The sequence below is a fragment of the Arsenophonus sp. PmNCSU2021_1 genome (assembly GCF_036919435.1).
In the GTDB taxonomy this organism is placed as follows: domain Bacteria; phylum Pseudomonadota; class Gammaproteobacteria; order Enterobacterales; family Enterobacteriaceae; genus Arsenophonus; species Arsenophonus nilaparvatae.
Map to the genome: position 1 here is coordinate 93,313 of NZ_JAZHPL010000011.1, position 19,930 is coordinate 113,242.

The 19,930-nt window shown below is 36.9% G+C and carries 19 protein-coding genes and 1 pseudogene; 7 read left to right on the forward strand and 13 right to left on the reverse strand.

What is annotated here, in order from left to right; genetic code table 11:
- Window positions 1–170: 170 nt before the first annotated feature.
- Complete coding sequence (locus V3224_RS25925) at window positions 171–1,043, reverse strand: IS982 family transposase (RefSeq protein ID WP_334467716.1); 873 nt, start codon at window positions 1,041–1,043, stop codon at window positions 171–173.
- Between the two features lie 191 nt (window positions 1,044–1,234).
- On the opposite strand from V3224_RS25925, the gene V3224_RS25930 reads away from it, so the two are divergent.
- Together V3224_RS25930 and yjiA are read left to right on the forward strand one after the other, a co-directional pair.
- Complete coding sequence (locus tag V3224_RS25930; RefSeq protein WP_334473337.1) at window positions 1,235–1,438, forward strand: YbdD/YjiX family protein; 204 nt, start codon at window positions 1,235–1,237, stop codon at window positions 1,436–1,438.
- 35 nt (window positions 1,439–1,473) lie between these two features.
- Window positions 1,474–2,442, forward strand: a complete 969-nt coding sequence (gene yjiA / locus V3224_RS25935; RefSeq protein ID WP_334473339.1) for a GTPase — start codon at window positions 1,474–1,476, stop codon at window positions 2,440–2,442.
- A gap of 54 nt (window positions 2,443–2,496) precedes the next feature.
- Here yjiA and V3224_RS25940 read toward each other — a convergent pair whose 3' ends face one another.
- The 3 genes and pseudogenes from V3224_RS25940 to V3224_RS25950 form a co-directional block, all read right to left on the reverse strand.
- Window positions 2,497–3,837 carry an MATE family efflux transporter gene (locus tag V3224_RS25940; protein WP_334473341.1) on the reverse strand — a complete coding sequence of 447 codons (1,341 nt, stop codon included), beginning with the start codon at window positions 3,835–3,837 and terminating at the stop codon, window positions 2,497–2,499.
- A gap of 401 nt (window positions 3,838–4,238) precedes the next feature.
- Window positions 4,239–5,068: pseudogene (locus V3224_RS25945) on the reverse strand (phosphoenolpyruvate hydrolase family protein).
- A gap of 15 nt (window positions 5,069–5,083) precedes the next feature.
- Entirely contained in the window at window positions 5,084–6,301 is a 1,218-nt protein-coding gene (locus V3224_RS25950) for a Tm-1-like ATP-binding domain-containing protein (protein WP_334473881.1), read from the reverse strand.
- A 217-nt stretch (window positions 6,302–6,518) separates the two neighbouring features.
- Between V3224_RS25950 and V3224_RS25955 the strand changes: the two genes are divergently transcribed.
- Complete coding sequence (locus tag V3224_RS25955; protein WP_334473343.1) at window positions 6,519–7,145, forward strand: TetR/AcrR family transcriptional regulator; 627 nt, start codon at window positions 6,519–6,521, stop codon at window positions 7,143–7,145.
- Between the two features lie 131 nt (window positions 7,146–7,276).
- Here the strand turns inward: V3224_RS25955 and speD are convergent, their stop codons facing one another.
- From speD to V3224_RS25970, 3 genes are all read right to left on the reverse strand, one after another.
- The gene (gene speD / locus V3224_RS25960) at window positions 7,277–8,077 is read right to left on the reverse strand and encodes an adenosylmethionine decarboxylase (RefSeq protein ID WP_032116617.1); all 801 of its coding nucleotides are present in this window, start codon (window positions 8,075–8,077) and stop codon (window positions 7,277–7,279) included.
- 26 nt (window positions 8,078–8,103) lie between these two features.
- Window positions 8,104–8,967 (reverse strand): polyamine aminopropyltransferase, encoded by an 864-nt coding sequence (gene speE / locus V3224_RS25965; RefSeq protein WP_334473346.1) that lies wholly within the window; start codon window positions 8,965–8,967, stop codon window positions 8,104–8,106.
- A 105-nt stretch (window positions 8,968–9,072) separates the two neighbouring features.
- Window positions 9,073–9,426, reverse strand: coding sequence for a YacC family pilotin-like protein (locus tag V3224_RS25970; RefSeq protein WP_032116619.1), 354 nt, complete (start codon window positions 9,424–9,426; stop codon window positions 9,073–9,075).
- A gap of 224 nt (window positions 9,427–9,650) precedes the next feature.
- On the opposite strand from V3224_RS25970, the gene cueO reads away from it, so the two are divergent.
- A complete protein-coding gene (cueO, locus tag V3224_RS25975) occupies window positions 9,651–11,234 on the forward strand; it encodes a multicopper oxidase CueO (protein WP_334473348.1) in 1,584 nt (527 codons plus the stop codon).
- 115 nt (window positions 11,235–11,349) lie between these two features.
- Window positions 11,350–11,886, forward strand: a complete 537-nt coding sequence (gene hpt / locus V3224_RS25980; RefSeq protein WP_310510968.1) for a hypoxanthine phosphoribosyltransferase — start codon at window positions 11,350–11,352, stop codon at window positions 11,884–11,886.
- Window positions 11,887–11,944: 58 nt separating this feature from the next.
- Here hpt and can read toward each other — a convergent pair whose 3' ends face one another.
- On the reverse strand, window positions 11,945–12,598 hold the full coding sequence (gene can, locus V3224_RS25985; protein ID WP_334473352.1) for a carbonate dehydratase: 654 nt from the start codon (window positions 12,596–12,598) through the stop codon (window positions 11,945–11,947).
- Window positions 12,599–12,763: 165 nt separating this feature from the next.
- Between can and V3224_RS25990 the strand changes: the two genes are divergently transcribed.
- Window positions 12,764–13,708, forward strand: coding sequence for an ABC transporter ATP-binding protein (locus tag V3224_RS25990; RefSeq protein ID WP_334473354.1), 945 nt, complete (start codon window positions 12,764–12,766; stop codon window positions 13,706–13,708).
- Window positions 13,705–14,475 (forward strand): ABC transporter permease, encoded by a 771-nt coding sequence (locus V3224_RS25995; RefSeq protein ID WP_310510966.1) that lies wholly within the window; start codon window positions 13,705–13,707, stop codon window positions 14,473–14,475. Before V3224_RS25990 ends, V3224_RS25995 begins: the two co-directional genes overlap by 4 nt.
- A gap of 929 nt (window positions 14,476–15,404) precedes the next feature.
- Here V3224_RS25995 and folK read toward each other — a convergent pair.
- The 5 genes from folK to sfsA form a co-directional block, all read right to left on the reverse strand.
- Window positions 15,405–15,884 carry a 2-amino-4-hydroxy-6-hydroxymethyldihydropteridine diphosphokinase gene (folK, locus tag V3224_RS26000; protein ID WP_334473356.1) on the reverse strand — a complete coding sequence of 160 codons (480 nt, stop codon included), beginning with the start codon at window positions 15,882–15,884 and terminating at the stop codon, window positions 15,405–15,407.
- Window positions 15,885–15,886: 2 nt separating this feature from the next.
- A complete protein-coding gene (pcnB, locus tag V3224_RS26005) occupies window positions 15,887–17,227 on the reverse strand; it encodes a polynucleotide adenylyltransferase PcnB (RefSeq protein ID WP_442891188.1) in 1,341 nt (446 codons plus the stop codon).
- Between the two features lie 314 nt (window positions 17,228–17,541).
- Window positions 17,542–18,444, reverse strand: a complete 903-nt coding sequence (gene gluQRS, locus V3224_RS26010) for a tRNA glutamyl-Q(34) synthetase GluQRS (protein ID WP_334473357.1) — start codon at window positions 18,442–18,444, stop codon at window positions 17,542–17,544.
- 61 nt (window positions 18,445–18,505) lie between these two features.
- A complete protein-coding gene (gene dksA / locus V3224_RS26015) occupies window positions 18,506–18,961 on the reverse strand; it encodes an RNA polymerase-binding protein DksA (RefSeq protein WP_334473358.1) in 456 nt (151 codons plus the stop codon).
- Window positions 18,962–19,156: 195 nt separating this feature from the next.
- Window positions 19,157–19,861 carry a DNA/RNA nuclease SfsA gene (gene sfsA, locus V3224_RS26020; protein WP_334473360.1) on the reverse strand — a complete coding sequence of 235 codons (705 nt, stop codon included), beginning with the start codon at window positions 19,859–19,861 and terminating at the stop codon, window positions 19,157–19,159.
- Between the last annotated feature and the right edge of the window lie 69 nt (window positions 19,862–19,930).

A 19,930-nucleotide genomic window follows, 5' to 3' on the forward strand; every position in this document is an offset into this window, starting at 1 on the left:
TTAAGTAAATTTATACGTCTTAGCAAGTTACAGATTAATTATTGTTCTGAAGCCATTTCTAGAATTTTATAGGCCTGTGCGAAACTCGTGCATATGTTTCTGTCGCTGAAAGTGATATTAAAATTTCCTCCTCACATTAATTAACCTGAGTTCGGGATAAGCATTATCAATTATACTTGAAGATACGTACCTGCAACAGGTATCTTTGGTTTAGATGGCATTAAACAATATGCAACCAGTCCGCCTAATAAATTCACTACAAAGTTAGCCGGAGAGCGATGTCGCGTATGCTCTATTTGACAAAGATTTTTTAACTCATCAAATACCGTTTCAATGACAGAACGATGACGCAAGATGGCTTTGTCGAAACAAGTCTGTTTAATAGGCTTCATTTTCTTCTTGATATTCGTTATAAGGCTAATTCCCATCGTTTTGAGTTGCTGTTTCAGTGAAGCCGATAAATACCCTTTATCTGCGTACAAACAACCAGAAAGATCCTTTGTCAGCTCAGGCAATGGTTTCCGATCATCGGTGTTTCCTGGTGTGAGTCGAAAACTGAGTATTTCCCCCAAATGATTGATAATTACATGAAGCTTGAAACCAAAGAACCAACCTGTTGAATTTTTTCCCCGTTCAGCTATCCCATTGAAGACTTTATGTCTGCGGATCCGTAAGTTATCACACACCGCTATCGGAGTAGAATCGGCAACCGATAGCCCCGTGCATTTTCCCTTAATTGACTCAAACAGTGCCGTTAACGCTAAGGCACTACGCGGAAGTAACTCTACACAGCGTGAATAGGATGGCAAGTTAGGAAATTCCTTCCGGAGATATAAGCGGACATAATAGAGATAAAATACCTTGAATTGCCTGAATCGGAGTTGATGAAACAACACAACCAGTGTCATCATTTCCGCCAACGAAAGCTGAGTAGACCGTCTACGACGCTTAGTACCGTTAGTCAGCAAATATTCATGCATTTTTGGCTCGAAGTCTTTGCAAAAATCATCCATCAGGCAATAAAGTTCAGTAAGATTTTCCATAATTGTTTAACAATGCTCTACTCTTTAACCAGACTGTTAGAGTATTTTAACAAAACAGGCTCATTCAACTATTTGAATATCAAGACTTTCTCTTTATTTCTTATCCCGAACTCAGGTTAATTAATATTAAATCCATTGTTCTCCACAAAGTAGGTTATAAGCTTAGGTGGGGTATTTTTGAGGTAATAAATATGTTTAATAATCTTGGACAAGCAGGTAAATATTTGGGGCAAGCGGCACTTATGCTAATCGGTATTCCTGACTATGATAATTATGTTCAGCATATGCGTAATACTCATCCTGAGCAATCGATCATGAGTTATGAAGAATTTTTTCGGCAACGTCAGGCAGCGCGCTATGCTAGTAGTGATAACGGCGGTTTTCGCTTTTGCTAGCCATTATTCAATGGATGTGATAACTGAGGCTTAGCATGACATCAATATCAGTAACAATATTGACCGGCTTTCTGGGAGCAGGCAAAACAACATTGCTTCGTCATATTCTCAATGCAGAACATGGTTATAAAATTGCAGTTATTGAAAATGAATTTGGAGCAAAGTCGATTGATAGTGAGCTTATCGGTGATAATGCCACTCAGATAACAACCTTAAGCAATGGTTGTATTTGTTGTAATCGTTCGAATGAATTGGAAAATACGCTATTAGATTTACTTAATGCTATAGATAACACGCAATTAGCTTTTGATCGCCTGATTATTGAGTGTACTGGAATGGCTGATCCTGGCCCTATTACGCAAACTTTCTTTTCACATAAAGTTTTATGCCAACGTTTTTTGTTAGATGGCATTATTGCGGTTGTGGATGCGGTACATGCTGAGAAACAGCTTAATCAATTTATTATTGCTCAAGTGCAGATTGGTTATGCGGATTGTATCTTGCTAACTAAAACCGATATTCAAGCAAATAATACCGCATTAATAGCCCGTTTACAGCGTATTAATGCCCGAGCACCTATTTATCAAGTCACCCATGGTGATATGGCGATACAGTCATTATTTAACATAAATGGATTTATGCTTAACGATAATTTAACTATTTCAAAGCCTATTTTTCGTTTTATGTCCAGCACCCAAAATGCCATTCAATCAATCGTTGTCTATCTTGATCAATTAGTTGAATTGTCGGAACTATCAAAAGTGATGGAGAAGTTATTATGTCGCCATGCTGATAATCTCTTACGTTATAAAGGAATATTGGCGATTAAACATCAGCCCTGCCGATTAATATTTCAAGGAGTTCAGCGTTTATATAGTGCTGATTGGGATCGTGAGTGGCAAAATGGCGAGGCGCGTCAAGGGGTAATGGTTTTTATTGGTTTACTTTTACCTGAAGAGGAAATTCGGCAACAATTTGCATTATTAACCGAACGCGTTAATTGATCAGTTATTTTGGGCTACCTTCGTTACTTAAAGACAACAAAGGTAGCAATAATATTAGATATCGAGCCGTTTGGTTTGCCAACGCTTAGAGTGCCAACGCCAGGCATTGGTTAAACCTCGTAGCCATTCATCAAATAGAAATCCAAGCCATATTCCTAATAATCCCATTTCCATTTTTAAACCTAAAAAATAGCTGATTGGCAGCGCAATACCCCACATAGAAATAAGTGCGGTGCAAAAGGGAAAGCGGGCATCGCCAGCAGCACGTAAGGCATTTACCATGACAATATTTAGTGTTCTGCCAGGCTCGAGAAAAACAGAAAGTAAGAACAGCGGAAGTAATAACTTTATAATATTGTGATCTTCAGTAATTGCATCCAATAGAGGTATACGAAATAACCAGAAGCAAAATACAATACCAATGGTAATAAAAAATCCCCATTTTAAGCTTTTCAAACCTCGTTGGTATGCATCTTCAAAACGCTTGGCGCCGACTAAATGACCCACCATGATTTCATTACCAATACTAAGAGAAATACCAAATAGCATAATAAATAGTGAAAGTTGGAAATAGAGGGTTTGAGCAGCAAGAGAGGTTTCTCCCATTAAACCGATGAAAGCAGAAGCAACCATATAGTGTAAGATCCAGACTAAATTTTCTCCTGCAGAAGGGAGTCCGATATGTAATATTTTATTCAACGTATTTTTTGACCAGTGTAACAGCAAAGAGGGTACAAATTTGATCCTTAGTCCACTGAATAATAAGAAGAAAAGTAATATTATAGCGACTATACGACCGATCGCTGTAGACCAGGCAACGCCAGTTAAGCCATATTGTGGTAAACCAAAAAAACCATATAAAACGATCATATTACCGAGGATGGTGATCAGATTGGCAATAAATGTTACCCACATTGCCGGTTGTGATTTGCCATAAACACGCAAGCAAGCCGCTAATATGATTGAAATTGCTTCTGGTATTAAACATAAACCAAGAATATGTAAATAAGCGTAACCATAATCCAGCAAATGTGCTGGTGTATTCATGATACCAAGTATCTTATAGCCAAAGAGTAGAATAATGGAGGCACTGATAAAGCCTAATAGGAAATTAAAAGCAATAGAGATATGAATGGCATGACTAGCCTTTTCTTTTTTACCTGCCCCTAAATATTGGGCGATAACAACGCTGCATCCTACACTGATAAAGTTAAATATGGTGATAAAAAGATCAAAAACTTGGTTGCCTACTCCCATTGCGGCTAGATAAGCGGTGGAGACGTGACTAACCATATAAGTATTGATAAGTAATGTCGCAAAATGTAGCAAAATATCAATAAAAATTGGCCAACTTAGCGAATAAAGTGAACGCTTGGTAATATCAGATGAATGCATTATGCTCCTTTTTAAATATACAAGAAGATTTTTGGCAAAATAGACAAAAAACAGTTAAATATTTTACACATTTTATTTTTGTATGATAGATGATTAACTATTTATTATATATCGGTCTTTTTTATTTAAATTTTATTAGTTAGATTAAATAGAATGCTTAAGAATTTTCTTTATTTTATAATTTGTTGTTTTGCATTAACAAATTAAGTGATGATATTAATATTAATAAATCTATAGTAACTTATTATTAACAATCATTAATTTGTTGCAAGAGTCCATTTTATAGGCTGGGTATTAATTAAATAATAATTAATAAAAATAAGCCTGTGGTAAATACCACAGGCTCCTGGCGTTAGCGATCAAAAGTTTGGTTGATTTTACAACCTAAAATGTATTAAAAATTATTTTCGTTTTATCGTTTTAAATATTTTTGTAGTTTCAGTAATGGCAGTTTCTGCCGGTAAACGTTCCATAGAACTTGCGCCATAAAAACCGTGGCAATCAGGGCAATTTTGTAAAATATATTTTGCATCTTCAGGTGTCGCAATAGGACCGCCATGGTAAAGTACAATAATATCTTTACGAACAGACTTTGCCGCGCCGCCCAATCGTTAATCAGTTTTACGCAATCCTCTAACGTGTGAGTTGTTTTGGCACCAATATCACCACCTGTTGTTAATCCCATATGCGTGACGATAATATCAGCACCAGCTTCTGTCATGTTTTTCGCATCGATGGCACTAAAAACGTAAGGCGTTGTTAATAAATCTTTTTTATGGGCTTGACGGATCACATCAACTTCTAACGCATATCCCATGCCTGTTTCTTCAAGGTTAGCTCGGAAATTACCATCGATCAAACCAACAGTAGGAAAATTTTGTATACCGGCAAATCCCATTATTTTTAAAGAGTCAAGATAGGTATCGAATTGGCAAAATGGGTCGGTACCATTAACACCCGCTAATACCGGAGTATTTTTAACCACGGGTAAAACTTCTTTTGCCATTTCCATAACAATATCGTTGGCGTTACCATAAGCAAGTAAACCCGCCAATGAACCTCTACCAGCCATGCGATAGCGGCCAGAGTTATAAATCACAATCAGATCAATCCCTCCTTTTTCTTCACATCTTGCTGATAAACCTGTGCCGGCACCGCCACCGATAATTGGTTGACCATGTGAGATCATCATTTGGAATTTTGCTAATAATGATGCGCGTGTTTGTTTCATTTTCATAACTCCAAATTAATTCATTAGTTCTTGGTGCAATTCTATCACTTGATGACCAAATTCTGCTGAATTGATATGATAAGGAGTGATTATCAGTTTTCTGTTAGCTGTGGCTTGGTAGTTTGATTTAAACGCATCAATGAAGGCTTGGTTAGCTTGTGGTGACCAAAAAACGCCATCTTCAATATCTAAGGCGGAAAATCCCCCGGTTGGAATGATAAAAGTAACATCGCCTTGACATTGATTCAGCTTATGCGCAATCCAGACTCCCATCTGATAATTTTCCTCGGCTGTGGTGCGCATTAATGTAACTTGGCTATTATGATGATAAAAATGACGATCTTTATATTTGTCAGGGATGGTGGTTGGACGACCAAAGTTAACCATATCTAATGCACCACAAGAGATGATACAGGGTGTTTGGGTACGCATGATGGCACCAAAGCGATCTTCATCACAGGCAAGTATGCCGTCAAAAAGGTAATCACAAACTTCCGTGGTTGTTATATCAAGCACGCAATCCAATAATTGGCTATCAACTAGTTTTTCCATTGCTTTGCCACCACTTCCGGTAGCATGAAACACTAAACAATCATAATGGTTATCTAATTTTTGGGTTAACTGTTGGACACAGGGTGTTGTTACCCCAAACATAGTTAGCGCCAGAGTTGGTTTATTTTTGTTTTCATCTTCATCAGCAGAATTAAAAAGTACCGCACCTGCGATTTGCGCAGCGGCATTTTTTAAAATTTTACGGGAGATAGTATTCAGGCCAGAAATATCTGTAACTGAGTACATTATGGAGATATCACTGACACCGATATAGCCTGAAACATCACCAGATGCCATCGTCGAGAGCATTAATTTTGGAATACCGATGGCAAGAGACTGCATTGCGGGTGTAATAAGCGCTGTTCCACCTGAACCACCTAATCCAAGAATAGCTAAAACATCTTTTTGTTGTGAGAGATATTTCTCAAATACGATTGCCATAGCTGCGATAGCTTTTCCTCTATCTTGGCTAAAGATAGCTTCTCTTCCTAAAGGATGATAGCTGGCAATAGTTTCAGCACTAATATCCGTTTTATTATTCAAATTGTTAGGATTAGTACTTAAATCAATAATACGTACCGCTAAGCCAGTTTTTTTTATAAGTTGACTAACATAATAAGTTTCGATTGCCTTGGTATCGAGTGTTGCGGCAATGTAGATATAACTTTGCTGTTCCTTCATCATAAATCATTGATTGTTTGCTGACTTGGATGGGAGTATTATAGGCGCAAAAAAAGTAAGAGATCATTTATGCTTTTTATAAATTGAGATATTAGTCTCAATTTATTTTTAACTCTTTAGCATTATATTGTTTTTTTATGCAGTAAATTCTAATTATAAAAGTTATCGTAAAGGTGACGTTTAAATCCATTTTGGTTATTAATAAAGGATAAATTTTATGACGTCAATTGATTTTACTTCAAAATATACTGGAACCAGGAAACGAACTTTTAACCGATTAATTTCTACCGCATTGAGCTTGTTTGAAGATGGAAAATTGCCTTCTGTTTCTGAAGTTGCCTCGCATGCTGATGTTTCGAGAGCGACAGCTTATCGTTATTTTCCAACTCACAGTGATCTAGTTTCCTCCATTGTGAGTGAAAGCTTGGGGCCTATTTTAACTTGGTTGCCTGATAGCCAAAAAACTGAAGAACGGATCCAAGAATTATTGTTATTTGCCTATCTGAGGATGTTTCAATATGAAGGGGCGCTTAGGGCAGCATTACAAGTTTCTTTGCAGCAATGGGCGGCAGCTCGCTCATCAACAGTAAAAGTAGAAAAACGTTTAGTTCGGGGACATCGGAAAGATATTTTGGCGATGATAGTTGAACCTATGAAGGATGATTTTTCCCCTGAAATTATTGAGAAAGTGAAGAGATCGTTTTCCCTTATTTATGGTTCTGAAGTCTTTTTGGTAATGAAAGATATCTGGAATATGGACAATGCGGAGGTAATAAAAATTAACCAATGGATAGCAACAGCGATTTATAATCAAGCCATAAAAGATAATGAAAAAAGCCAATAGGTCTGTTTGTTAGCCAGTAATGTTCATTTAGTGTGCCAGAAATTGCTAAAGTAAAAAATTGATATCAACACTGAATGGAGTCGTATGATTAGTGGATAAGAATCTACTCTCGATCCTCTAATCGTTATAAATTATAATTCTGGCAAATTACGGCCGTAATAAATCTCTTGCATCTCTTTTTTCAACAGATAAGTAATCTGTTTTTTTTCCTCAACAGCCAGCTGTTCTGCTGTTGTATTAAATAAATAATTATTCAGATTAAGCTCAAAGTTTTTTAGCATCATTTTAGTATGGAAAAGATTTTCCTGATAGAGGTTAACATCTATCATATGGTACTGAGACTGAAATTCTTCTGGCATATAATTTTGGATGGAATTGATTTCGTGATCAATATAGAGTTTGATGCCATTAACATCGCGCGTAAAACCACGAACACGATAATCAATAGTAACAATATCTGATTCAAGTTGATGGATAAGATAGTTAAGAGTTTTTAATGGCGAAATTACGCCACAAGTGGAAACTTCGATATCCGCTCTAAAAGTGCATATACCATCCTCTGGATGGCTTTCTGGGTAAGTGTGAACACAAATATGACTTTTATCCAGATGAGCAACAATAGAATCGGGTAATGGCCCCGGATTTTCGGTGTTGTCTACATCTTTTGGATTGGTTGAATTTTCACTGATCAAAATGGTAACGCTGGCACCTTGAGGCTCATAATCTTGTCGGGCAATATTCAAGATATTGGCGTCAATGATAGAGCAGGTTTCGGTAAGGATTTCAGTCAGGCGTGTTGCATTATATTGTTCATCAATATAAGCCAAATAACTATGGCGATCTGCTGCTGTTTTGGCATAACAGATATCATATATACAGAAACTTAGGCTTTTAGTTAAATTATTAAAGCCATGTAATTTCAATTTTTGCAATTTATTTCACCTCCTATTGAGTAAAACTAAACTTTTTTAGCGAGTAAATCCAGTAAGTACTGTGGTAAAGCGAAGCTGGCTAGATGCAGTGCTGGTGTATAATAGCGACAAATAATTTCTGCTTTTTTAAAACGGTTTTCCAATATTTGCAAGGGTATTTGACGTAATTTTGCTGTTTGACTTGCCCAGGCAAAGGTCATCATGCCGCCATAGTAAGACGGTATAGCTGCTTGATAAAAGCTGCAATCATTAAAGTAATTAGATAGTTTTTGATGACTATTAATTACTTCATCTTGTTGCAAGAAACAAACACCATTTTGCGCAACTAAAATGCCATTTTCATTCAGGCAGTTGACACATCCTTGGTAAAAATCTGAGGTAAATAGCCCTTCTCCTGGTCCGATAGGATCGGTACAATCAGAAATAATAAGGTCAAATTTTTGCTGGGCTGTCTTAACGAAATTGACGCCATCATCAATGACCAATTTAAAACGCGGATCGTTATAAGCACCTGCATTATGATTGGGTAGATATTGGCGACAAAATTCCACTACACCCGCATCAATTTCAACCATAGTAATGTTTTCTAAATATTGATGGCGACATACTTCACGTAACATTCCTCCATCACCACCGCCAATTATTAGTACTTTTTTAGCGCAACCATGGGCAAATAGAGGGACATGAGTCATCATTTCGTGATATATAAATTCATCCCGTTCAGTTGTTTGTACTACGCCATCAAGAGCCATAATCCGCCCCATCTCAGCATTCTCAAAAATAATCAGATTTTGGTGAGCTGTTTTATTATGGTACAGTATATTATGGATAGTAAAATATTGACCTACATTATGGTGGAGTGTTTCGAGCCAAATTTCTTTTTTTGACATACTTGTCTTTTCCTTTCTAACAGAGTTAAAAAAGCGCAGCTAATAATTTGTTTCGTTTCAATGGTCAGCTAGAAATTTCTTATCTAAATGGACGAAAGAAAGTATTTATTTTACATAGGCAAATAGTGCTAAAGCGTCATTGGCAAGCACCCGGCATTTCTTTTTACGAGGGATAGGGATTTTTTTTAAGTCATCATAACGCTCTTCATTTAATTTTGCCATGGCACTTTTGTCGTAATTACTTATATCCCAATGATTACTCTGGGCAAAATAGAAGATTGCTCTTTCAATTTCACGATCAGGAATTTGTGAGTAACCACAATCATGCTTTAAAAATATATAAACAGCTGTTAAATCAGCTAGATTTTCTGTTTCATTGATTGATAGGGAAAATGCTTTGGTTGAAAAAGCAAACCAAAAAAGCAGAGTTATATGTGAAATAAAAATAATTTTACGCATTCAGTTATTTGTATAATTTAAATATCAATTTATTCTATTAATAGTTATAGCACTATTAAGTATACTTTTTTTAGCAAAACTAGATAAATATATTGTCATAGTAGATAAAAATATTGGCTTGATTCCAGTAAGTGGAACCTCTATATTTTAGTGAAATTATCTATTTTCTACCATTTCGCTTCTATACTTTATCTTATTAGGGTCTAATAATAAAGGAGCAAGCTATGTTGCGTCGGGATTTTATGAAACTGACAGCGGCAATCGGTTCAGTAAGCTTGTTACCAACCTGGAGTCGCGCTGCATTATCTGCAACTCAATATCCTTCTTTACCTATTCCACCATTATTATGGCCTGATAATCATGGCAAAATTAAGATCCGGGTTACGCAAGGTAAAACGCAATTTTTACCAGCAAAATCAGCGCTAACATGGGGTTATAATGGATCGTTATTAGGACCAGCTATTAAGCTTAAATCAGGCCAGCGTGTCACTATTGATATTGATAATCAGTTATCCGAGGCTACCGCATTGCATTGGCACGGACTAAAGATCCCCGGCGAGGTTGATGATGGCCCTCATTCAATAATTAAACCAAATGCGGTGAGGAGGGTTAATTTTATGGTTAACCAGCCTGAGGCAACTTGTTGGTTTCATCCGCATCCTCATGGCAAAACGGGTTATCAAGTTGCCATGGGGTTGGCGGGTTTAGTATTAATTGAGGATGAGAACAGCCAATCACTCAAATTGCCAAATCAATGGGGCATTGATGATATTCGGATCATTTTGCAGGATAAACGTTTAAATAGCGCAGGGCAGATAGATTATCAGCTTGATGTAATGAGTGCCGCTGTTGGCTGGTTTGGTAACACTATGTTGACTAATGGCGTTGTATTACCTAGACATATAGCACCTAAGGGTTGGTTACGTTTACGTTTTCTTAATGGTTGTAATGCCAGAAGTTTAAATTTGGCAACTAGTGATGGACGTAAAATGTATGTTATTGCTAGTGATGGTGGATTGTTAAATGAACCTTTTGCAGTCGATAAATTACCGATGATAAGTGCCGAACGCTTTGAGGTACTGATAGATGCCTCAAATGGTAAAGCGTTTGATATTGTTACATTGCCAGTCAAACAAATGGCTATGACACTCGCACCTTTTGATCAACCGCTGGCCTTATTGCATATTGAGCCCGGATTGAACGCGAGAGCCACTTTTTTACCTGATAGCTTAGCTTCTATTGCCTCATTGCCTGATTTGGCTGGTATCAAACAGCGTCAATTGCATTTAATGATGGATGCTCGTTTAGATATGCAAGGGATGATGGCGCTTAGAAAACAGTATGGTGAGCAGGCTTTGGCGGGTATGAATATGCAGGGCCATCACAATATGATGAATAGCAACGGCGATCATCCTATGCATAATAGTCATCAGCAAGGCAAAGTCATGAATCAACCCTTCGATTTTCAGCATGCCAACAGTATTAATGGCCGACCTTTTTCAATGCATGAATTGGCATTTAATGTCGTTAAAGGTCAATATGAACGCTGGCTCATTTCTGGTCGTGGTGACATGATGTTACATCCTTTTCATATTCATGGAACCCAATTTCGGATCCTTAGCGAGAATGGTCAAGCAGTGGCTCCTCACCGACAAGGGTGGAAAGATACTGTACGAGTTGATGGCGATATCAGTGAGGTGCTAGTAAAATTTGATCATGTAGCAACCCAGGCACATCCTTATATGGCACATTGTCATTTGTTAGAACATGAAGATACCGGCATGATGGTCAGTTTCTCGGTTAGCTAAGATATTAACTATTTTATTTATGTTGTTAATCAATATTGAGTGAGGGCATTTTATCGCGTCTTTATTGTTCTTATGTTAGAATCTACGGTTTTTACTTCCATGAATGCCTAAAGTTATGAAACAAATTGTAGAAGTCATGATCTCAGAAGCGGATGTTAAACAACGTATTGATGAGATGGCAAAAGAGATTGTTAAACATTATAAATCATTGCAAGATGAGTTGGTGTTGGTTGGTCTTTTGAAAGGCTCTTTTATTTTTATGGCTGATTTATGTCGTAAAATTGATATCCCGCATGAAGTCGATTTTATGACGGTATCAAGTTATGGCAATGGGATGACTTCAACTCGCGATGTGAAAATTATTAAGGATCTGGATGAAGATATTCGCGGCAAGCATGTTCTGATTGTTGAGGATATTATTGATTCGGGTAATACACTCAAAAAAGTCCGTGAAATTTTAGAATTACGTGGTCCTAAATCTGTCGCTATTTGTACGTTATTAGACAAACCTTCTCGACGTGAAGTAGAGGTTCCTGTTGAATGGACTGGTTATGCTATTCAAGATGAATTTGTTGTTGGTTATGGTATCGACTATGCGCAGCAATATCGACATTTACCCTATATCGGGCATGTTATTTTACTAGACGATTAAACAGTAGTGTTATTTATTGGCTGAAAAAATCGAACGTTAGTTCGATTTTTTGCGGTGTTTATTTTTGCTGGTTTAATTTAGCAATAACTTGTCGATAAGTGAGTTCAAGTTGTTCACGGCTATTAGCGGTCACATCAAGATCATTGAGTCTGCCATTATTTATACCATAGACCCAGCCATGAATGATGACGTTTTGGCTGCGTCGCCAGGCAGATTGTATTATTGTTGAATGACCAAGATTATAAACTTGCTCGATGACATTGAGTTCACATAAACGATTTGCCCGTTCTTGCGGAGCCAGTTCACCTAAAATTGAGCTATGTTTAAACAAGATATCACGCACATGCAGTAGCCAGTTATTAATTAGGCCCTGTTCAGTATTATCAATTGCAGCTTCAATACCACCACAACCATAGTGACCACAAATGATAATGTGTTCAACCTTTAGTACGTCAACAGCATATTGGATAACAGATAGGCAATTTAAATCAGTATGTATCACCAAATTAGCGACATTGCGATGGACAAATAGATCGCCTGGTGCTGCTTTAATTAATTTTTCGGCCGGAACCCGGCTGTCAGAGCAGCCTATCCACAGAAAATGTGGATTTTGAAATTTTGCTAATTCTTTAAAAAAAGAGGGATTTTCTTTGGTTACCGATTCTGACCACTGTAGATTGTTTTCAAACAGTTGTTTAATTTTTTTCATCATAATTCACGTGGATTAGTTATGTTTAACTGCGATAATAATCATATACAAGATCAATTTATTTTTTAATATTTACTAGCTGTTAGTTATAGTTTAATTGAAAAAGATTGCTAATGGTGTGATTTATTATCATGTATGGAATAAAAATAGATAAGAAAGGTTTTTTTTATGACTTATGCTTTAGAACTGCTTCAGCTTACAAAAACCTATCCTGGTGGTGTGAAAGCATTAACCGGCATTGATTTACAGGTTGAGGTAGGTGATTTTTATGCCTTATTAGGACCTAATGGTGCGGGTAAGTCAACGACAATTGGTATTATCAGTTCATTAGTCAATAAAACGAGCGGTAAAGTGAGAGTGTTTGGTTATGATCTCGATAAAGACGTGGTGAATGTTAAGCGTCAATTGGGACTAGTGCCACAAGAGTTTAATTTTAATCCGTTTGAAACGGTATTACAGATAGTGCTGAATCAAGCAGGTTATTATGGGGTTCCGCGTTCCTTAGCCTTGTCTCGGGCAGAAATGTATCTTTCTCAACTGGCTTTGTGGAATAAACGTAATGAGCCTGCGCGAGATCTCTCCGGTGGCATGAAACGGCGTTTAATGATTGCTCGCGCATTAATGCATCAACCAAAGTTATTAATTTTGGATGAGCCAACCGCAGGGGTCGATATTGAGCTGCGCCGTTCAATGTGGAGTTTTTTAAAGACTTTAAATGCGCAAGGCACCACCATTATTTTAACGACCCATTATCTGGAAGAAGCGGAAATGTTATGTCGTAATATTGGTATTATTCAATATGGAGAATTGATTGAGAATACCAGTATGAAAAAACTACTCAATCAGTTGGAGTCAGAGACGTTTATTTTTGATTTGGCGCCAAAGAGTCGTATTCCTACATTAGATGGTTATAAATTCAGGTTGGTGGATACTTCAACACTAGAAGTCGATGTATTTCGAGATCAAGGCCTGAATGGTTTATTTAGCCAATTTTCTGAGCAAGGAATACAGATAACCAGTATGCGTAATAAGGTAAATCGTTTGGAGGAATTATTTGTTGGTTTAATGAATAAACAGCATCCACTATCGATAAAGCAAGGGGAAAATAGATGACTCAGCTCTACTGGGTGGCGATGAAAACCATCTGGATCAAAGAAATAACACGTTTTGCGCGTATTTGGGTACAAACTTTACTACCACCAGTGATCACTATGTCACTCTATTTTATTATCTTTGGTAGTTTAATTGGTTCAAGAATTGGCAATATGGATGGCGTGAATTACATGCAGTTTATTGTTCCTGGTTTGATTATGATGTCGGTGATCACTAACGCTTATGCTAATGTTTGCTCTTCTTTTTTTGGTGCAAAATTCCAAAAAAGCATTGAAGAATTGCTGGTTGCACCAGTTCCTACCCATATTGTGATAATTGGTTTTGTTGGCGGAGGGGTTGCTAGAGGGGTATTGGTTGGTCTTTTTGTCACTCTGGTTTCGCTCTTTTTTGTCCCATTACATATTTATTCATTATGGGTGGTAATTATTACTGTATTAATGACAGCAATTTTATTCTCATTAGCTGGATTGGTGAACGCGATATTTGCCAAAACATTCGATGATATTAGTATTATTCCTACCTTTGTCTTAACACCATTAACATATTTAGGTGGTGTTTTTTATTCTTTGTCACTTTTGCCTGAATTTTGGCAAATGGTATCTAAGCTTAATCCCATTGTCTATATGATCAGCGGGTTACGTTATGGATTTCTTGGTATTAGCGATGTTGAATTATCTATTACCTTATCGGTGTTAGTGATTTTCATTGTTATCTTATATGCCATAACTTGGTACTTAATTGAAAAAGGACGAGGATTAAGAACGTAATTACTAGTGCACAGTGCGATAAATATATAAGGAATTGCGCTATTTTTTAGCGCTTCCGCTGCATTATCTTTATGTTGCTGTCATGGTTTTTGTTTTTTCTGATAATGTTGCTTAGTTTTATAGATAATGGTAAAAGTTTATGATGGTGAGTCGTGTGGCAGGGGTAAATAAAAATAATAAAAAAATTCAGTTTAATTTTAAGGTGTCGAAACCGATAGTAGTTTATCTATTTCTATAGTAATTTGTTTTTTATTATAATTTGAATTTAATTTTTTAACTATAAAACGTTTATAAACGTCGATTATTGGTTTTATTTTAAAAACTATCTGTTTTTTTATTTTATGCTGTTAATTTTTTTATTATCAGCTGGTGAGTATTTAAAATTGTTACACCAACATAAGTTAACTCCAACTCTTTTTTAATAACGGCATAGTATAATGGCAACCATTAATGTCTTTGCTGTTACCAGATAATAATCATTTTTTTTGAAAATTTTTTCATTTAAATCTCATTTTAGTTACCTATTTATTTTTTCTGACAATATTAGTTGTACACAACTAATATTTTATTACCTACGGTTACTAATCCACGAGTTTCGCACCGGCATATAAAATTCTAGAAATGGCTTCAGAACAATAATTAATCTGTAACTTGCTAAGACGTATAAATTTACTTAAATTACAATAAGTTATTTTTAATTTATGAGATTTTTTCTATTTATATATTATGCTGAATTAAACTTAAAAATAGAGCGTTTTTTTATTGGTGCGAAACTCGTGTAATCGTGTTCAATTTTAAAATGGAAGTTTATTTTTTTAAGTTATGCAGTGTTTAATTTACGGTAACAATTTCATTATTAATGAAATTTTATTATTAAATATTACGATCGATATATAGCTTGCCCATAGCCAATTGAATCATTGGCTAAATTACCATAAAGTCAGTTCATTTTTAGAAACCTGCTGCAATCTATCACTGAGTAATTCACCATCCGGAAAGCGTAGCTGAGGGGCAATTTCTGCTAAGGGATAAAGCACAAATTCTCGTTCTTTAAGGCCATAATGAGGGATAGTTAAATGCGTTGTCTGAATAACCTGTTGGTCATATAACATAATATCCAAATCGAGAGTTCTTGGCCTCCAACGATCGGCTTTACGCACTCTAGCATGCATTAATTCAATCGATTGAGTATGTTTAAGTAGGGTTTCGGGCAATAACTCAGTATCTAACGCGATAACGGCATTGAGATAGTCAGGCTGATCTTGTGGCCCCATCGGTTTAGAGCGATAGAAAGAAGAAACGGCAATTGGTTTGGTATTTGGTAATTGCTGCAATTCTCTAATGGCACTTTGTACTTGTTGTAAGGGGTCATCTAGATTGCTGCCAATGGCGATATAAACACGTTGCATATTTAATTAACTCTGTTGTTTTTTATTGGTTTACGGTTGGTGTGATTTCGACGACGTGTCCAGTTACGACGATGAGTCGGGATACTTCCTAGCTCTGAGATCATTTTATGCTGTAGGTTATTATTGGCTTGTTGAAACTCAGCCCACCAATGAGCCAGTTCTTCTAATTCACGTCGTTGTTCCACGTTGGCGCGTAGCTCCAGGAGATCAAACGCTGCGCGAAATTTTGGATGTTCAAGCAGCTTATCTGCTTTTTTCCCTTGGCGCCGTGGTAGTCGCAATTGTAGCTGCCAGATATCGCGCATTGTTGAAGTAAGCCGTTTAGGGATAGCGATAGAACGGCATTGTTCATCGAGGATATCATTCATTGCGATCGCAAAGGCTTCGTAATAGGGTAAGCCACTTTCCTGAGAAAGCCTTTCGGCATGTTCTACCAGTGGATACCATAACATGGAAGCAAATAAGAATGCAGGATTAACGCGTTTATTATTTTTTATTCGATAATCAGTATCTTGCAGCACCTGATTAATGATAAGTTCCATCGGTGAATCATCATTGGCGGTGAAGTGTCGTTCAACTAACGGAAACAATGATTGAAAGAGACTATAACGCCTTAATTGTTGATAGGTTTGATAACCTTGACCAGTCTGAAGTAATTTGAGCGACTCTTCAAATAGACGTGCTGATGGAATGTCTTTTAATAAAAATGCCAGTTGTGGAATAGGTTTGGCAGTTTCAACATCAATTTGCATATTCAGTTTGCAGGCAAACCGAATAGCGCGTAGCATCCTAACGGGATCTTCTCGATAACGGATTTTTGGATCACCTATTAGGCGAATAGTGCCATTTTTTAGATCCTCAAATCCACCAACATAATCGCGTAGGGTAAAATCGTTAATTCGGTAATATAGGCTATTGATGGTAAAGTCGCGTCGAATGGCATCGTCTTCAATATTACCAAAAATATTATCTCGCAGTAACATACCACTTTGTGCCTGGTGAGCCATATCCTTATTATTAGTATCAGTTTGCTCATGAGAACCACGAAAAGTAGCAACTTCGATGATTTCATAACCAAACATGATATGCGCTAAACGAAAACGGCGTCCGACTAGACGACAATTACGAAATAATTTGCGAATTTGTTCAGGTGTTGCATTTGTAGTAACGTCGAAGTCTTTAGGTTTTTTACCTAATAGTAAATCTCTGACGCTACCACCGACCAGATAGGCTTCATAGCCAGCATTATTTAGACGATAAAGCACTTTCAGTGCATTGTCACTGATGTCTCTTCGCGAAATAGGATGCTTATCGCGCGGAACTATGGATATTGAAGTATTTATAGCAGAATCGGGTGTATGTTTATCTGCTAATTGAGCACTTTTAATGATTTTTGTACTCCGATATCTTTTTGTTAGTAAAGCTTTTACCTTAGTTTTGGACCTAGTGTCAGTCACAGAACTATCATAAGATTTTTGTTTACTTCGATTATTCTTTTCTTCTCGTATCAATAAATTACGACAGAAATTGGCTACCCGGGTAAAAATAATACACCTCGATATCTAATGCGATTTTAGTTAAAAAAATAAATACTAATAATTAATCATATCTTATAGGATTTTTTTTGAGAATGCCTAAGTAGGATAAAAATTACTAATTAATCATAATAGGTAACAATTCTCCCGCCTGGTTGGATGCTATCTAATTGCCAATTTTGTACAGCCTGGCTAAGTAATTGTTCAGTACTAAGGTCTTGCCAATTAATAATAGTTGTTTGTGATAAAAAATTTAGTGCATCACCTAAAATAGGCCTCGGATCGTTCATCGGCAGCGGCGGGGTATGATTTTGTTTAGAAAGTTTATTATGAGAACGATTTAATACTAGTGGTAAATGCACATAATCGGGTTGCGGAAAAGCCAGATAGCGATAGAGAGAAATTTGTCTAATGGTTGGCGCAATGAGATCCGCACCACGAACAACTTCGGTAATACCTTGGTCGTGATCGTCAATAACGACAACCAGATTATAAGCAAATAAATTATCTTTTCGAACAATAATGAAATCTTCTTCTGCCAGAGAGCAAGGCGCTACATAATCACCTTGTAATTGATCATAAAAACTATACACCGGTTTTGACTGTATTATCCTCAAAGCTGCGGCAGAACAAGATAAACCAAGATTGCGACAATGAGCGTCGTAATAACCACCAATAGTATTAATACGTTGGCGGGTACAGCGACAGTAATAGCAGCCATGGCACTGCTTTAGCTGAGTTAAAATGTCACAGTAAATATCATGGCGTTGTGATTGATAGATTATTTTACCATCCCAATGTAAGCCATAATGGTCTAAAGTTTTTAATATGCGAGAAGCTGCACCCGGCACTTCTCTAGTGGTATCGATGTCATCGATCCTAACATACCACTTTCCTTGCTTTTTTTTAGCTTGTAGGTAGCTACCAAGCGCAGTAACTAACGAGCCAAAATGGAGATCACCTGTGGGTGACGGAGCAAAGCGTCCAATATAAGGTGGAATGTTAGTAATTATTGAATTACTCATTTATTTCAAAAGGATACGGTACACTTTTGTGTACCGTATTTTTATGGTGTAAGATTATTGGCTAACCCGCCATCTGTTTTTCACGCATTTCAGCTAATGTTTTGCAATCAATGCATAAATCAGCTGTTGGACGAGCTTCTAAGCGGCGGATACCAATTTCAATCCGACAGCTTTCACAATAACCAAAATCTTCATCATCAACTTTTTTTAGCGTCTTCTCGATTTTTTTAATCAACTTACGTTCGCGATCGCGATTACGTAACTCAAGGCTAAATTCCTCTTCCTGTACCGCTCTATCAACGGGATCAGGGAAAATTGCCGCTTCATCCTGCATATGAGTTACAGTGCGGTCGACTTCATCTCTGAGTTGATTGCGCCATGTTTCGAGAATGCGCTTAAAATGTGCCAATTGGGCATCGTTCATGTACTCTTCGCCAGGCTTTTCTTGGTAAGGATCTACTCCAGCGATGGCGAGAATGCTTAAGGACGAGGTTTTAGGTTTTTGCCCTTCTTGCATAATGCTTCTCCTACACACGCAATATTCAAAAGAACCCCTCAAGGGGGAAAAACTAAGGCCGCTATAAATAACAGAACACTCTAAACTTGGCAATGGTTCTTACAATTCGTTTTACTGTACCAGGGTGATGCGCGTGTTATCTGCCTTAATTTGTATGTAAAACGAATTTTGCCTAAAAGAATATAATAGCTTGGTTTATTGAATAAATGGTATTTTTTTATCCATTGCTAGCCCTTTTTCTGATATTTTAATCTGATAGCAGAGTATTTCAATACCAACATTTGTTGCTTGCTGTAAGAGCGCAGCATATTGACAATCAATATGGCTTGCAACGGACATTTTCTTTATACCAGTATGAAGTACGGCAAAGAACAAAACTGCTCTTTCGCCTCGTTCGGCTATCAAGGATAGTTCACGTAAATGTTTTTGCCCTCTTATTGTAACAGCATCAGGAAAATAACCGATATTGTTTTCTAGTAAGGTGACTGATTTTACTTCAATATAGCAATTAACTTGCTGTTTTTTCTTTAGAAGGAGATCGATTCGACTATTTTCGTCGCCATATTTCACTTCCCGGCTAATGTTATCATAATCGGATAATTCCGGAATTTTATTTTCAGTTATAAATTGACTAATTAAATCATTTGCTCGATGAGTATTAACACAAATCCAATCGCCAGTTTGTGTTTGTGTCAGTTCCCAGCTATGTGGATATTTTCGCTTAATATTATTAGATGTTGAGTACCAAATTGTATCTCCGGGGGTTGCACAGCCTGTCATGGCACCTGTATTGGCGCAATGAATGGTTAGTAATTTACCTGCTGGTGTAATAACATCAGCAAGAAAACGTTTATAACGCTTTATTAATTGGGCTGATTCTAGTGGCGGGAACCAATACATTGCTAGCTACTCCGGTTGTGATAGACACGGCTAAAGGCAAAGCAATGCTACAATATTTGGCACTAAAAG